Origin of the sequence: Propionimicrobium lymphophilum DSM 4903, assembly GCF_000423485.1 — a bacterium.
Taxonomy (GTDB): Bacteria; Actinomycetota; Actinomycetes; order Propionibacteriales; family Propionibacteriaceae; genus Propionimicrobium; species Propionimicrobium lymphophilum.
This window is the reverse complement of record NZ_AUIB01000009.1, coordinates 59,354-74,355: the sequence shown is the minus strand read 5'-3', so window position 1 is coordinate 74,355 and position 15,002 is coordinate 59,354. Positions and strand designations below refer to the sequence as shown.

The following is a 15,002-nucleotide window of genomic DNA, read 5'->3' as shown; positions in this document are numbered from 1 at the left end:
AGCCACCAACCAGCTGACCACCAACCAGCCAGACAATGAACCACTACCCAGACGATGGACAACCTGCCAGCTGCCAGACGATGAACCACCAACCAACGGCCTGACCGTCTTGTTAGTCGCCGTTAAACATTCGCCTAAATAAACATGTTCACGACTTGCCCGCCTTGCTTGTCTATCTTTCCCAAACGTTGGGAAAGATAGGTATTTGGCAAGTGTTCAGCGGTCTGCTTGTTGCGTTCAATTCATGCCTATCATTCCCGAACTCTGGGAAAGATAGGCGGTCTACGTGGGTTTAGGTTGGTGACGTTTGGTTATGGCGCTTAGACGGCAAGATATTCAGGTGGCTTAGGGGTGTCTGCTCGCTGCCTGATTCATTGCATTTGCCCTAGTCGCATGGCCGTTCGCTCGTCGATGGGGATTTTTTTGAAGTGCCTTAGACTACCTCCGACCCCACAGGCTTCCTCCCCTCCCGTACCCCATAAAAAAATTGTTGAAACGTGTTTTTTGGGGCTTAATTTTTAATCTTTCCCACTATTTCCCGTTGTTTCCCGGAATTGATCGGGCCTTAGTGTCTTGTATCTTTCCCTTTTCCCACCCCTTAAGGGGTGGGAAAAATAGGAAAGATACCTAAGACACGTTGTTAAGGAATGGCCTAAATAATTGTTTTTAGAAGTCGTGCCTTGACCTGCCAGACCGCCCCGCCTTGCTTCTTTGCTGCTCTTGAATAGCGTTGGTGGCTAAATGCCTAGCTTTGGTTGTGTGGAGTGGTTGCGCTTCGTTCTACGTGCTGCCACCTGCACGCCGTGTTCTCTATTTCACTTAGACATGAGATAAGGCGCGGCTATGTATAACCGCGCCTTAATCTTTAGTGTTTCTATTCCTGTTGCTCAACTAGTTTGGGTTGGGGCTTATACCTGTCAGATAGTGGGTCGTCTTCCTGCCTATATGGCTTAAGGCTCGTATGTAGTCGCGCTTGTCCTTTGCGGTCTGCGCGCACATATCCTTCATCTATCAAGATTTGCAGCGCTTTAATCTTGGTGGTGGTTCTTCCTTTAACTCCTACATCTTTTAGATAATCCGTTACCGCGCCCTGTTGAGGATAATTACCCCGTTTATTTTGTTCCTCGATGAACTTCGATAGCTTTTCCATCATTGCGGTAGGCCTAAAGTTGCCTTTGTCGTCTATCGGTGTTCGGAACGTGAAAATAATTGGGCCGTCTGGTCTGGTTGAGTCGATATTAACGGTGGTTATCCTGGATAGGTTTTCGCGCTCTGGTATGCAATGTTGCCTTAAATCACCTAGCCGGTCTTTTGCTAGAAGTATCTTCACTTCTCCTTCTAAACCTTTGCCTATTTGGCTTATCGGTTCGATTAGGTAAGTCACTCCTGTAATCGCTCCTAACTTTGCTTGACTGCCTACCGCAAAACGTCCCCGAGCGTCTTTGTTCTTAACAACATGGTCGATTAGCACGACTGCCGCGCCTGAACTTTCGGCTAACTTCATCGGTAGCGCGCGCTGCCATGCCCATACGTCGTTGCTACTGTTTGAGTCTGCCGCATAAAGGCTTAGCGCTGCTTCTACCCCGTCAATAACAACTAATTTCCATGGGAATTGTGCGACCTGTTCGAACACTTCGCTAGCCATTCCTAAGTTGTTGCTAGTAGGTTTTCCGTCAATATTGCGGTTGTTGTGTGGGCTATCTGGGCTGACATATGCAAAGTGTTTAACAATGTCTTCTTTATGTGTTCCTATGTCTATTAGTCTTCTTGTTACGGCTCTTTTGTTTGATTCAAAATCTAGGTATAAAACATCATCGCCTTGACTTATTATGCTTGCCGCAATTGCTTGGGCTATTAGTGATTTGCCTGATTCTGATTCGCCGTTAAATGCGTGGGTTTCTCCTTTGTAAAGTAGGCAAATGCCGTCCTCTCTTGGCGCTATCGTTGGTTTTGGCGCTTCTAAGTTCCCCGCTAATACTTCTTCCATGTTTGCCGGTATCCAAGTATTAGCGGCTTGGCCTTCGGGACATTGCCACCATGATGCCCAAGGGGGTTCTTGCTCGCTGCTGGCCTTTGATAGATCTGGCAGTTGCCAAGGTGGTTGTTGCTGCTGGTTTTGTTTAACCACGTTTCACCGCCTTAGCGCCTGCCAGCTTCTGCCTTGCAGTCTTTAGCGCTTGTTCCCAGCTTTCAGCAACCGAAGTTTTAAGGGCTTTGAACTCAATTTTTACAAGTGGGTAAGCCGCTAGCCGTTGGGCTATTAGGTTTATTGTCCATTCGTGCGGTTGGTCGTAGTCGTGATTATCCAAGGAGAAAATCACGGTTACTTGGGCTTTGGGGTTAAGTTCGCAAAGTAGTTTAGAGATTGCTTCTTTTGCTGCGTCGTGGTCATGAAAGCCTTTTTTGTCGGTGCTTAACCTGACTTCGATTATCGCCATGTTTGCACCTGCACTTTGCAGCTCTTGGAAGACGGCACGACCACTAGCACAGTTTCGCTTTGTGGTGTTTTGGGTAGGGGTATTAACAATTCAAGGGCTATTAATTGCCTTATTCCTCTGGCTAATTCCTTTCTGCTTAGGCGTTGGGCGTATTTGTGCCTTAGCTGCCTAGAAGATGGGAAAGTTAGCGGTTTGGGCGCTTCGTTCGCGTATTGCAGATAGGCGTTTAGCGCGTCTAGGCCTTGCGTCTGGCACTTGGCTAGCGCGTCCTTAACTCTTGGGCTATCTGATTCAACGACTACTAGCCGCGCTTTGGTTTTGGTTTCAAGAAGATAGCTCACTGTTCCATCTCCTTGGCGCTTGGCAAGGTGTTGGAGTTAACGAATTGTTCTAGCGTGCTTGTTCGCACATAGATGCGTCTGCCAAGTTTGACCAGTTCAAAACGACGGTTATTAAACTGCGTACGCATAGAACGTTCATCTATGCCCGCTAATTGTGCTGCTTGCCTACAAGTTAAAAGTTTGTCAGTAGCAAGTGAGTTAGTAGAAGTGCTAGCTGTGTCCTTCATTGCGGTTTTCCTTCGTTCAGGGCGTAAAAACGGCCCTGAACGCCTGGCAGTCTTTGACCGCTTTGGACTATTCAGGTAACAAGCACATTCAAGCTTGAGATTTCTAGTCGTTGGGCAATATCCGCGTTGCCCTCCCGTGGGGCAATTTGGCCTATTACGAGCTAGACGAAAATAAGGTTAACAAGTGCCTTAAACGAACACAAGCGCCTTAGACGAAAAACCTAAAGGCGCTTGTGTTTTTGTGGTAACGCTTGCGTTTATCTGTTAGCGCATATTGCCTATAACAAAGTTGTCTTTTTCCCACCGTGTATAGATTTCTTGAGATGTGGCATATCGCAACAACCTAGCCATTATTTCGGTTGCCCGTCTGTCTTGCACGGGGTTTAATGCGTCGTATTTGTCGATTGCTAGCCGCTTAGCTTTTTCGGTTGCGCCTATAACGGTTTCTTGTTGTCCTTTGTTTAGGCCTGCTGCTATTGCTGCAAGGTTAAATAGTTTCAATCTGCCAGTATGGCGGCGTGCTTGTGTTCTGCGTGTTCTCTTGGCTGGGGTTCTTTTAAAGCAAGCAACACACGCCCAAGCTAGGGCTTTACCGTCTGGCGTTATACGCGCTAGCGGGCTGTAATCCGGCCCCGGTTTGGGTGGTTGCGGGTTGCCGTCGAGTTCTCTTAGCAACTTTGGTAGTTCTAGTGGTGTGGCTGTTGCTTTGCTAGCTTGCTCTATCTGCTTAGCTGCCTGATTCGCTAGCCTTTGAGCTTCTTTGTTGAATATGTCGCCTATTCGGTATAGGGGTAAAAATAAAAAAGGTTCGTTGCCGTATTTGGTGAGTTGGGCCACCTTGTGGCCGTGCCAGCAAGTAATTGTTAGCCGCGTAACACCTTTAGCGCTTAGCATTTCTGCGGTGCCTGGGAAAGCTTGGAAGTTGTTAGCCATTTTCCTGTATCTGGTTGGCTTAGTTAGTTTTTCGTGTGCCATTTTCTTTACCTTTGCCCTAGCTTGCTACGGCGTTAACTACGGTGCGTAGTTGCCCTAGGTCTATTGCTACATATCGTTGGGTCACTGCTGGACTTGAGTGTCCTAGAAGTTGTTGCACGGCGTATATATCGCGGCTTGCTTGGTATGCCCTGGTTGCAAAACGGTGCCTTAGCTGGTGCATAGTCACGCCTTCGGGCAATGTGTTTGCCACTAGCTTGCCAACGTAGTGGGCGCTTAGGTGGCCTCCTTTACCGTTTGGGAATAGCCAGCCCTTAGGCCGTTGCTTAATCATGGCGGCTAACTCGTCTGGTACTGGCACGGCTCTACGCTTGTCACCTTTGCCTAACACGTCTAGCCAATAGCCACCGTAGCTATCAGGGTTTAGGTCGCTTGTGTGCAGCGCTGCCACTTCGCTACGCCTTAGCCCTAATTGGGCTGAAAGTCTTAGCATTAGATCAACTCTTGGGCCTGCTTCGTCTAGTGCTTGGTGGTAGGCGTTTTCGCTTGCTGGTCTTGGTAGCGCTGGCACGGTTCTAACCGGGTCTAGCGCTAGTGCTGGGTTGGTTGGCGTGTAACCGAATTTGTTAGCCCACCTGTAAAAACACCTTAGGCACGTTCTTGCCTGTCTTGCGGTTTCTCTACTCCATGTATGCCCGCCTATCCATTCTGCTAGCTCGCTTGCTGATAGCCGCCACGGGGTTGGCGCTCCTGTTTCGTTCGCTAGCTGGCTTAGCTTTTCTCGGTATTTCTTTAACGTGTTTGCTGAATGACCTTTAGATTTTTGCCATGTAGCAAATTGGTTTAGTGATTTCTGCCACTCGCTTGGCACTTCTATGGCAAGTGGGTGGGCTGTTTCATCGGCTGGGTTATCTTTTATTCGGCCTTGAGCTTGTGCCCACCTGTAGAAGTTCCTTAGCGCTGCTTTGCGGTGGTACCTGCTGTTTGCGCTTAGGTCTTTAGCGGCTAGCCAGCCATTAATGTCTTTTCGGGTTACTTGCCATGGCCCTAGCGGGGTTATCTGTTTGGCGAATTGGTTTAGCCGTTTGATTAATTCGTGTTGGGTAGAACTGGCTAGCTTTTGCATTTGCTTTGAACGCTGCCAACCTTCTAGCGCTGCTTGCCATTGGTCTTTGGTTTCTAGTGCCATTTGGTCACCTCGTTGGCTAGGTCTGCTGCTAGTTGTAGTGCTGTGCTCCACGCTTTTAGGTCGTTGGGGCTTAGGCCTGTGGCCGCTGTGTTCCCGTCAATGTAGACGTTAAGCGCGGCGGGGTGGTCTTTGAGCTGGTCGCCTTGCAGCTTTTGGGTCTGAACTAGCTCAACGGCTAGGCCGTGGCTATCTGCAACTAGTTCGGTTGCGTGGTCTATAAGCTCGCTTGCGCCAAGTTGATCGGCTAGCGGGTCTTGGTCTGCACTAATCAAGATGGGGTGCTTTTGGTTACACCAAGGTGGGCATGTGGCTAAATAGATGGGGCTAGCTGGGTTTGCTTGCTGGTTGGTCATGCTATTGCCTTTCCGCCTTGAATTAGGCGCAACGCTGGTCTTTGAACTGTTGGTGTTTGGGTGTCTTCGTGGTCTGGCTGCTGGGTTGGTGTGGTGGTTGGCGGTTGGGGCTGTGTGGGTTCTGGTGGTCTGTTGGGGTTAAACGCTTCGTCTAGTCGTTCGGCTAGCACTTGATCCCCTTTATCTGCTGCGTGTGCGTAGATCATGGCGGCTCTAACGGTTGAGTGTCCTAGCCGCCTTTGCACGTCTCTAACGTTTCCACCTGCTTGGTATGCCAGCGTTGCGCCTGTGTGCCTTAGGTCGTGCCAACGTAAATCAGGTCTGCCTACTTGTTCGCGTGCTTTTCGGTAATAGGTGCTAACGGTCGCTTGCCTGATTGGTTCGCCTGTCTCGCCTGCCCATATCAATGCGTCTGGGTGGTGGCGGGTGTAGGTGTCCATGTGTTTGGCTAGCACGTCTAGAACAAAACTAGGTAGGTAGACGGTTCTAACGCTGCTTGCGGTTTTGGGGGTGCTAAATGTTCGCTGCCTGGTTAGTGTGCGTTCAACTCTGATCGCCCCGGTTTCAAGGTCAACATGTTTTCTTGCTAGTGCGAACAGTTCCCCGCGCCTTAGGCCGCTCCATGCTGCCACTATTACCGCGCTAGCTAGTTGTTTTGGCATTAGGTCGGCTATGGCTTGAACCTGCTCAACGGTTGCCGGGGTGCGCTCCATTGCTTTGCATTGGCCTGCTCCCCTGATTCGGCAAGGGTTAAAGTGCAATAGTCCATCTGTGATAGCCGCGTTAAAGATTGTTCTAAGGGTGGCATATGCCTTAGCTGTGGTTGGGGCTCCTGGCTTAACGTGGTTTTGGTCTTGGCCGTCTTCTTGGTTGTCTTGGGCCTGCTGGTAACTGTGGTGGGCTAGCCAAGCTTTAGTTAGGTCAACGGGTAGCCTGCCACTTGCTGAAAGCTGCCAACCGTTTTCCATTCCCCAAGCTCTAATCTGTTTGGCGTACCCGGTTTTATCTTCGCCTTTAGAGCGAGGGCGCTTATAGGCCTTTGCTTGTTTGGGGCAAGCTTTAGCCCAAGCTTGTTTGAGTTCTTTAGGCAGCTTGCCGCTTGGTTTAACTTTCCAACCGTTTGCAAGTCCCCAAGCTCGTGCTGGGTGGGTGGTTGGTTCATCACACACAACCGGCTTAGGCGCTTCCCTTGCAAGGCTTGATTGTTCTGCCTTAGCTGCCACCAGTGTTAGCCACTTGCGAATGTGTTGGGGGCTGATTTGGCCTAGGGGGATGGGTGCAAGGCTAAAGCCGTCGTAGTCTGCCAAGATATAGCGGTTAATCATGCACTTGTAGCGCTCACGGCTGTTTCTAGCTAGGTCTACCCGGCTTTCTAGCCAGTTGGTTGCGTATTGGCCTAGCGGGTTACCTAGCGGGTTAACCCAGATACCCCTAGCCCTGTCTGCGAACTCACCAGCTAGCCAGTTGTTTGCTTCTTGGCGGGTTTCAAAAGTCATTGGCGCTTTGAAAGTTTGCGCTTCAACTTTATATCTGGCTTGCCACCTGCCAGACGGCAATTGACGAATTGAGCCAAGTTGTGAACGTTTTGGGGTTGTTTTGCGTCTTGTCATTGTTGCCCTTAATTGCCGGGCCACAACCTGCCACCACCTAAGGAGGTGGCACGTAGTGGCACGCGCGCTTGGCCAAGGGGGTTCTCAACGCTCCCATAACCGCTAAAACACCTAGTCAAATGGTGTTTGCGTCGTATCCCCGAGCGGATTCGAACCGCCGTTGCCGCCTTGAAAGGGCGGTGTCCTAGGCCCCTAGACGACGGGGACGCAGTAGCTCATACTAACCGATAAGTTTTCCAAGCTCAATCTGAACATAAAGAGACGGTTGCCACCGTCTTCCCCGAGCTCAAAGCTCACGTTGGCAACCGTCTATTCAAAGATTAGGTCTTAACCACCCACGTCGCCACCCCAGAAGGTTCGCTAAAACCACAACAACGCTCTGACTAGGGACTTTACCGATTCAAACCTAAAGGAGGCCTTGAGACATCAGACTCAACGCACGAACCGTAGCCTGGAGGCGCGCAAACACCAGAACACGTCTTTAGGGGAAAAATTAAATTCTGCTCAATAAAATGTTTTGGCTCGCGCCAAAACATTTTTACTGGCCCACACAAAGCCAATAGCTCTATGCACATGGGGTGCATAGAGCTATCGACTCGTCTTACGACATGTTCGAGATTAGAGCAATCTTGCTCATATAGGCAAGACGAAAACAAGCGATTAGCCTAACGAAACGCCTAATCAGAGCAACATTGAGAGTTTGCTCTTTCGATTTTCCGCTTAACGTAATAATTTTCCACAAATACCCGAAGACAGATTCAAAAACTATTCACCGAGTCGATTAAAAAATTAACTCGCTTCGGCGAAAATTTCGCCTAGAGACAGCCTTTTAATTCAAATCAACGACTAAATGCCGATAACTGCTTTAGCAATTAAGAAGTAAATGATCAGGCCGGAGGCGTCCACCAACGTCGAGATGAACGGGTTCGCGAAGACAGCTGGGTCGATGCCCAGTTTCCTGGCCACCAGTGGCATCGAGCCGCCGACCGTGGCGGCCAACGTGCAGACAGAAAGCAGCGTCAAGCCGATCACGACTCCGATCTGCAGGTCGTAGAAAATCGACGTCACGACGAAGCCGAGTAGGCCGAGCAGAAGCCCCAGGAACGCGCCGACGCGGATCTCCCTGGTTATCACCTTCCAGACGTCCCCCTTCCGCACATCACCAAGCGCGATTGCCCTGGTGACGGTGGTTGCGGCCTGGTTGCCCGTGTTGCCGCCGGTACCAATTAACAACGGCACGAATACAGACAGAACGACCATCTGAGCAATCGTCGCCTCGAACGCTTCCAAAACGTGGATAGTGAGCGTTCCACCGATTGCCAAAACAAGCAACCAGACCACCCTGGCCTTAACCAGTTCAAAAATGGGAGTCGCCAGGTAGGGGCGGCTCAACGGTTCCGAGCCCGAGATACGAGCTTGGTCCTCGCTGGTTTCTTCCTCGAGAATATCTAGCGCATCCTCGATTGACAGCACTCCAACCAAACGATTTTCCTGATCCACAATCGGCAGAGCCAGGCGGTGCCGATTCGCACAACGGCGCGCGACTTCCTCAGCGTCTTCGGTAGCCAAACCCTTGTCCGCGGTCTTCATGATCTCGCCGATTTGTGTGTCAGGTTCGACGCGCATCAAGTCCCTGAGTGAGAACACACCCAAAAGCTCACGACCCTCCCCGACCACCGGAATCGTATAGACGGTTTCGACGTCGTCCAAAACCGTACGAATTCTCTTCATTGCGTTGCCAGCTAATTCATTTGGCTTAAATGAGACGAATTCGGGGTTCATTCGCCGTCCGATGGATTCCTCGGGGTAACCGAGGATGATGCCGGTCAAATCGCGTTCTGCAGGGGACAGGCCCTCGATCAAACGAGTGGCAACTTTCGCGGGCAGCTCATCGAGCAACTCGGCACGGTCATGCGGATCCATCGACTCCACAACGGCCTTCACTTCTTCGTCCTGCAGGGCCTTCACCAAGTCCGCCTGCAAAGCGGGGTCGAGCAGCTCGAAGACAGCTACCGCGACGTCTTTTGGCAGAGTCCGGTAGATGAGGGCTCGATCGTAGAAGTTTGACCGCTCCATCACGGCCGCAGCCTGCCGCGGCGTCGCTGATGAGAGGATACGTCTGACTAGGTTCAGATTCTCCTTCTGCAAAGCCCTGCGGACGCGGCTTTCCAGACTGTCGATATTTTTTAAGTACATGGCAAACCCTCCTGCTTTGCGAACCAAACCAACCGGCTCAAGTTAACCACAAAAAGCTCGCGCTCACGCCAAACAGCTAGACCGCGGAGGGCAGCACCCACGAATGTTAGGGCACAACGTCGTCCTTAGCGATAACCAGCGTTTCGACCGGCGAGTAAGGAGTGCGGAACACACTTCTTAATATCAAGAATTTCTCCGTCGGTTAGGAAGGGGTGCGTCGTGCGCACGCACTTCTGCCAAAAGACGACGAGCTGCACGAGCAGTTCGGTGGCGCGATCTTTCGCTGCGATATCATCCAGTTCTATATTCGATCGGCTGATCAGCTAGTTAGCACCCTGCCATACGGTGTCGAAAGGCGTGTTGGCGCTGACCCTGGCGTTTATTCCGCGGGTGACGAACTTCTTCGCGTTACCGACGGCGGTCTTGATGTCCGCACCCTTCGCCAGCTCCGCGGTGATGGCCGCCGCGATAGTGCAGCCAGCGCCAGAAACACGCTGATTGCCAACCTTGGGCGCGCTGAAACGGGTGATTTCCTTGCCGTCCCAAAGCACATCGATGGCTTCGTCACCCGGCAGCTCTACCCCGCCCTTAGCGACGACGTAAGGTACGCTCTCGCCGATTCGTTTGGCGGCCTCTTCGAGTTCCTCGACAGTGTTGATCTCGGCCATACCTGACAGCGCCTTCGACTCGAAGACGTTCGGCGTGATGACGCTGGCCAACGGCAGGACCTTCTCACGCAGTGCATTGTCGGTGTCGAGGGCCGCGCCCGGTTCCTGCCCCTTGCAGATCAGCACGGGATCGACCACGAGATTCTTCCACTTGCGCTGGGCCAGGCCCTGAGCAACCGCGTCAATGGTCTCGGGGGTGCCGAGCATGCCGACCTTGGCGGTGTTCATGACGTCGGCGTCGAAGCAAGCCAGCGCAACCTCGATCTGCTCTTCGATTATTTGTCTCGGCACCGGGTGGAAGCGGTGACCCCAATTGTTCTTGGGGTCGAAGGCGACGATGCAGGACAGCGTGCCCACTCCGTAAACACCCAGCTGCTGATAGGTCTTCAGATCCACCTGAAAACCGGCGCCGCCGGTGGCCTCGGAACCTGCTATTACATACGCAACTGGTGGTGTAGGCATTTTGCTCCTAAAAACTGCCTCGTTAAAGCTTCATCTTCGATTTTAGCCCCAAGATCGACTAGCCAGACATTAGGACGATCATGCCCCTTTGGGCAGCCCAGAAAGTCAGTCGACCTGATTCATCCAGAAAGCCCTTAAGTGCCTACGCCCTGCGACGAAGACGCCCAATGGCTAGCGAAACCAACCACAGCGCAATCGCGAACCCGAGGAGCACCCCGATGTTGACCCAAAAGTGTGTCGCCGCAGAACCGTCAAAGCTGGTCGTCTCGGCCAAAGCGTTGTTATTTTCGACGTAATAAAACGATGGCAGCGCACGCCCGAACATGGCGACGGAATCCGGCATCATCCGCTGCGGGATAAACGCCCCACACAGGAACGCGCTGGCCAGCGCGACCACATTCACGATCGCGCTAAGAGCTTCCTTGTTATTTGTGATCTTCGAAATCAAGAAGGAGAGCGCCAGCACCGGCAGCCCGAAAGCACAGGTGTTGAGCGCAAACAGCCCCGCTCTTCCGGTGTCTGCGACGGCAGGCACCAGCACAGAGACGAGAGCGATGTTCAACGCAACCAACAAAGCCGCGACAATCGCGCACCCGGCGATCAGGCTTGCGTCCACCCGAAGCGGGCTTGCCGACGATATCTCCGTGCGCTTGCGAACATTCACCTGCGAAAACGCGGCGAGCACCATAGATAAGACGTAGATGGCTCCGGCCATGAGCGTGTAGCTGCCGAAGTTATAAAGGGAACTGACGTGGTAGAGCGTCTTCTGGTCGAGTTGGCTGGTGAGCACGACGTCGCTTTCCAGTTCGACGCTGGATTCGATGGCTTTTATTAGCTCGCCCTCGTCTTTGATCGTCTGCCCGTAGCCACTTGCCAAGCGCAGGAAACGGGTAACAAGCACCTCCGCTGAGGCGCTATCGGCACTACCCCGCGACTTAACACCAATCTCGGGTTTCTGCCCCGCCAGTATTTTTTCGCTGAAGTCGTCAGGCAGATAAACGGCATACGCCAGCGCCTCGTAATAGAGGGCATCGTCTATTTCCCGCTCGCTCGTGCCGACCTCTGGCGTGGTCGTGTGTTCATCAAGATAGGCTCTAAACGCATTCGTAATCGGCGTCTCCTGGCCCTCGTTTATGACCACGACAGCGGGCTTCCAGGCCGCGAAGGCGCCCGAGCTGATCGGTGAGGCTTTGAACACCGTCAACCCCATCGCGGCCATGATCGCCGTATACAAAATGACGAAGCCCAGGTTGCGGGCAAGCACATGCAGGAAGCCTTTAAAGACTGTCATAGCGTTGCCTCCGCAGAACTAAAAGCGACGCGCCAAGCAGCAACACGGAGATGCCGAGCAGCAGCAAGACGTCGAGCCAGAACCCCTCGAAACCTGGGTGGTAGAAGAGGTTGTAGAAGCCATCGGTGATGAGAGCAACCGGGTTTACTTTGTTCATCAGTGGCACGCTTTGATCGATCATGTAGCGCATTCCGCCACCCATCATTCCCGCCATGACGGAACCCATCATCGTCAGGCCGATCAGCACCCCGATCTTCATGTTTTCGCCGCCTGGCACAAGCGTCGAGATGGCCGTCCCGAAGGAGAGCCCGACGAGCGCACCGACCGTAGTGAGTAGGAATGTTAGGGCCCAGTTCTGCCCGAAGTCGATGCCGAAGATGAAGTGGCACACGGCCAACAGCAGGATTAGCCCTACGAGCTGCACGAGGTAGCTAGAGATGATTCCCGAACCGATCAGCTTCGCCTTGTGAGTTGGCGCAACGGCGACGCGTCGGCCGATCACCCCTAGCGGCGGTTGGGCATTGTTCATCACGGTCATCGAGAACATTCCACCGTAGAGCGCCGCCATAGCCACTAGCGAAAAGAACTCGGCCATGATCAGATCCAGGGACTTCGGGCTGCGGTCGTTCAGCACGAACCCGCTGGCCTCGAGATTGCGCTGCACTGCTTGGGTGATTTGCCCCGCGTCGATACTCTCTGGCGGAGTTCCGGAGCTGATTTGAGCGCCAACCTCAGCGTCGGCGAGTTTTGCGATCATGTCGACGCGCTGAATTATCTCGTCGAGCACTATTTTCAGAATGCTTTGATCCATCCCGTTCGCGGAGATCGTGAGCTTCGCATCGGGTTTTTCATCAGTGCCAGGGACGGGCATCCCCGTCACCTCGACTACGCCCGAGACTTTTTCGTCTGACAGCAGTTGCTTGCCCTATTCCAGTGTGCCCACGTTCTGCACTTTGAGCACTGGCTTTTCCGCGCCGGTGATGCCCGAGCTGCCAGGAGCGGACAGCTCCTCGAAAGCCGCCTTGAACGGGCTGTCTTGATAGGTCTGCGAGTTGACGACCGCCACTGGGACCGTGTCGAAGGATTCCTGGTTGATGATGTCGCCAAAGGCCATTTTGAATAGGATGCCCAGCAGAATCGGGAACGCGAGCGTCCAGAACACAAGGGCTTTGTTGCTGACCAGAACCTTGATGTTGCAGGAGATCAGATGCGTCATGGCTAATCCCGAAGTTCCTTGCCGGTGAGCTGAAGGAAGACGTCATTCAGCGTCGGACGTTCGGAGTAAATCGACTCGTATGCCACGCCCCTTTCGCTCAGCTGTCGGATAAGCGTTGCGACGTTGTTTTGGCCGTGCCGGTAGACAACCTGGACGCTGCCGTTGCGGCTCGTGACGGACTGGACCTTCGGATCAGCTTGCAGGCTCTCGAGCAGTGGCGCCGGAATCTCGGCGCCTTGCAGCGTGACCTTCTCTTCGATGTCCGATAGCTGCTTTAGCTCGTCGACGGTGCCTTGGGCGATGATCTCGCCCTTGTCGAGGATGATGATGCGATCGCAGATCTGCTCGGCTTCCTCCATGTAGTGCGTGGTGTAGACCACGCTGGCGCCGTGGTCGCGCAGTTCGACGATGCCGTCCAGGATGTTGTTGCGGCTTTGCGGATCGACGGCGACTGTTGGTTAGTCCAGGAAGATCAGGTCTGGTTCGTGCGCGATTCCGCAAGCAAGGTTGAGGCGTCTAAGCAGACCACCGGACAGCTGCTTTGGACGAAACTTCATGTAGTCCTGCAGCCCGACCAACTGGACGGCCGCGTCTATCATCTTCTTCCTTGAGGTCTTGTCCGAGACGTATAGGCCACAGAAATACTCGAGGTTCTGCGCGACAGTTAGCTCGTTGAATACGGCGACGTCCTGAAACACGACGCCGAGGCGACGTTTGACGTCGTAGGCGTCCGGGCGCATTTCTTTCCCGAAGATTTTTACGGTTCCGCTGTCGAAACGTAGAAGCGAAAGGATGCAGTTTATTGCGGTTGATTTTCCGCTGCCGTTTGGCCCCAGCAGCCCGAGGATTTCACCCTCGCGAACCTGCAGACTCAACGCGTTGAGGGCACGTAAATTCTTGTAACTCTTGGTTAAACCTTCGACTTCAATAACATTTGCCATGGCTGTCTTCCAACGTTCAAGATTTCTGCTTTGAGAGTACCAAAATGCAGGCTTTGTTATAGGGATTTTGCCGACTAAGAAAGCAAAGATTGACCACGCCCTTGCAAAACCATCTGATCGGTTTCACGGAGCTAAATAATCGAAAAATGTTGCTAGCCGCCAAACGATAAAATCGTTTAGACGAACGAGCCATATTCAAAAAAATTACCTCGTGCCAATGACGTATAAAGATGAGCGCCTCAGCGGTGGAATAATCATGAGACTCTTAGAGACGGTGATACTCCCGCCGTTTCAATCGACCGTTAGCTACCTATTTCCGCTTTATAACGCCGCTTTCTCTAAGTAAGGTACATTTTCAGTCGCATAACCGATTGAAGAATTCTTCCTCGCTAATGACCTCGATAGGTGAGCCATTGTTGCGTAGCTGCGATGCCTTGAGAAGTTTCCGAGATGCAGACGATCCTTCAACCCAAGAACGGGGATTCGGGATGCCCACCACCAACAGCGTAGTTTTCTTCGTCAGGTTCTTATCCGCTAACCCACCCACAGTAGTTACGAGCTGTTGCACGGCAGCGCGCTGGCCGTGTTTTAAAGTTCCAGTAAAAACTACGTGTTCGCCTTCAAGAGCACGCGAGTTTCCGTAGCGCTCTATCAACTGTTCGGCGGCAAGCTGGTCAGCAAATATGGCGGAGCGCTCGCTCCTTCGAGCGCTGCCAGGCTGCCCGAGTTCTCTTGGTGTTGGGCTGATCTATTTCCTCAGGATCCTGGCGTGACGGGCAGACACAAAAACGCCGTTTTACGCAGCGAACAGCATTCTTTTGGAAAGCAACCGTGACGTGCTTAATTTTGAGCATCTAACAGCTGTGGGGGGCGCAAAATTCACCTACCATAGCTTCAGAGTAGGCATTGACGTGCGAATAGAAGGGGCAAGGAAGGGCGCGCAGCGATGAGAAGCCTAGATGAAATTGAACTGTATCTTTTGACGTGCGCGCAACTGATGGGGGCTAAAGCGAGTGATGGTGGAGATAGAGCTCGTTTAGTTAGAGAAAAAAATCTCGGACATTCAAGGGAACTATTCTCTTCAATGGTATTACCGGTATTACCTGCATGAAGATCTGCAATACGGCGACCTGCATG

At 52.5% G+C, this 15,002-nt stretch carries 16 protein-coding genes and 1 tRNA gene; 1 reads left to right on the top strand and 16 read right to left on the bottom strand.

Annotation, left to right across the window (positions count from 1 at the left end; all coding sequences use genetic code 11):
* Positions 1 to 874: 874 nt before the first annotated feature.
* The 16 genes from G556_RS0106260 to G556_RS10430 all read right to left on the bottom strand — a co-directional run bounded on the left by G556_RS0106260 (position 875) and on the right by G556_RS10430 (position 14,433).
* Positions 875 to 2,128 (bottom strand): AAA family ATPase, encoded by a 1,254-nt coding sequence (locus tag G556_RS0106260; protein ID WP_155941766.1) that lies wholly within the window; start codon positions 2,126 to 2,128, stop codon positions 875 to 877.
* Positions 2,121 to 2,438 (bottom strand): hypothetical protein, encoded by a 318-nt coding sequence (locus G556_RS0106255; protein WP_028822163.1) that lies wholly within the window; start codon positions 2,436 to 2,438, stop codon positions 2,121 to 2,123. The genes G556_RS0106260 and G556_RS0106255 overlap by 8 nt, the downstream gene beginning before the upstream one ends.
* A gap of 337 nt (positions 2,439 to 2,775) precedes the next feature.
* The gene (locus G556_RS10450; RefSeq protein ID WP_036916131.1) at positions 2,776 to 3,006 is read right to left on the bottom strand and encodes a helix-turn-helix domain-containing protein; all 231 of its coding nucleotides are present in this window, start codon (positions 3,004 to 3,006) and stop codon (positions 2,776 to 2,778) included.
* A gap of 264 nt (positions 3,007 to 3,270) precedes the next feature.
* Positions 3,271 to 3,981 carry a hypothetical protein gene (locus G556_RS0106240; protein WP_028822161.1) on the bottom strand — a complete coding sequence of 237 codons (711 nt, stop codon included), beginning with the start codon at positions 3,979 to 3,981 and terminating at the stop codon, positions 3,271 to 3,273.
* 16 nt (positions 3,982 to 3,997) lie between these two features.
* Complete coding sequence (locus tag G556_RS11880; RefSeq protein WP_420806060.1) at positions 3,998 to 5,065, bottom strand: tyrosine-type recombinase/integrase; 1,068 nt, start codon at positions 5,063 to 5,065, stop codon at positions 3,998 to 4,000.
* Positions 5,066 to 5,118: 53 nt separating this feature from the next.
* On the bottom strand, positions 5,119 to 5,481 hold the full coding sequence (locus tag G556_RS0106230; RefSeq protein ID WP_155941765.1) for a hypothetical protein: 363 nt from the start codon (positions 5,479 to 5,481) through the stop codon (positions 5,119 to 5,121).
* Positions 5,478 to 7,091, bottom strand: coding sequence for a site-specific integrase (locus G556_RS11080; RefSeq protein WP_081675534.1), 1,614 nt, complete (start codon positions 7,089 to 7,091; stop codon positions 5,478 to 5,480). The genes G556_RS0106230 and G556_RS11080 overlap by 4 nt, the downstream gene beginning before the upstream one ends.
* 134 nt (positions 7,092 to 7,225) lie before the next feature.
* Positions 7,226 to 7,298: transfer RNA gene (locus G556_RS0106220), tRNA-Glu, on the bottom strand.
* Positions 7,299 to 7,937: 639 nt separating this feature from the next.
* Positions 7,938 to 9,287, bottom strand: coding sequence for a magnesium transporter (gene mgtE, locus G556_RS0106215; RefSeq protein WP_028822159.1), 1,350 nt, complete (start codon positions 9,285 to 9,287; stop codon positions 7,938 to 7,940).
* 323 nt (positions 9,288 to 9,610) lie between these two features.
* Complete coding sequence (locus tag G556_RS0106210) at positions 9,611 to 10,417, bottom strand: hydroxymethylpyrimidine/phosphomethylpyrimidine kinase (protein ID WP_028822158.1); 807 nt, start codon at positions 10,415 to 10,417, stop codon at positions 9,611 to 9,613.
* Positions 10,418 to 10,559: 142 nt separating this feature from the next.
* Entirely contained in the window at positions 10,560 to 11,708 is a 1,149-nt protein-coding gene (locus G556_RS0106205) for an ABC transporter permease (RefSeq protein WP_028822157.1), read from the bottom strand.
* The gene (locus tag G556_RS0106200) at positions 11,695 to 12,621 is read right to left on the bottom strand and encodes an ABC transporter permease (RefSeq protein ID WP_267878595.1); all 927 of its coding nucleotides are present in this window, start codon (positions 12,619 to 12,621) and stop codon (positions 11,695 to 11,697) included. The genes G556_RS0106205 and G556_RS0106200 overlap by 14 nt, the downstream gene beginning before the upstream one ends.
* A 12-nt stretch (positions 12,622 to 12,633) precedes the next feature.
* On the bottom strand, positions 12,634 to 12,924 hold the full coding sequence (locus tag G556_RS0106195) for a hypothetical protein (RefSeq protein WP_028822155.1): 291 nt from the start codon (positions 12,922 to 12,924) through the stop codon (positions 12,634 to 12,636).
* Positions 12,925 to 12,926: 2 nt separating this feature from the next.
* Positions 12,927 to 13,304 (bottom strand): ATP-binding protein DrrA1-3 family domain-containing protein, encoded by a 378-nt coding sequence (locus G556_RS11720; RefSeq protein ID WP_233418198.1) that lies wholly within the window; start codon positions 13,302 to 13,304, stop codon positions 12,927 to 12,929.
* A gap of 78 nt (positions 13,305 to 13,382) precedes the next feature.
* A complete protein-coding gene (locus G556_RS11715; RefSeq protein ID WP_233418197.1) occupies positions 13,383 to 13,865 on the bottom strand; it encodes an ABC transporter ATP-binding protein in 483 nt (160 codons plus the stop codon).
* A 355-nt stretch (positions 13,866 to 14,220) separates the two neighbouring features.
* Positions 14,221 to 14,433 (bottom strand): hypothetical protein, encoded by a 213-nt coding sequence (locus G556_RS10430; RefSeq protein WP_028822154.1) that lies wholly within the window; start codon positions 14,431 to 14,433, stop codon positions 14,221 to 14,223.
* A gap of 42 nt (positions 14,434 to 14,475) precedes the next feature.
* Between G556_RS10430 and G556_RS11635 the strand changes: the two genes are divergently transcribed.
* On the top strand, positions 14,476 to 14,700 hold the full coding sequence (locus G556_RS11635) for a hypothetical protein (protein WP_028822153.1): 225 nt from the start codon (positions 14,476 to 14,478) through the stop codon (positions 14,698 to 14,700).
* Positions 14,701 to 15,002 lie beyond the last annotated feature (302 nt).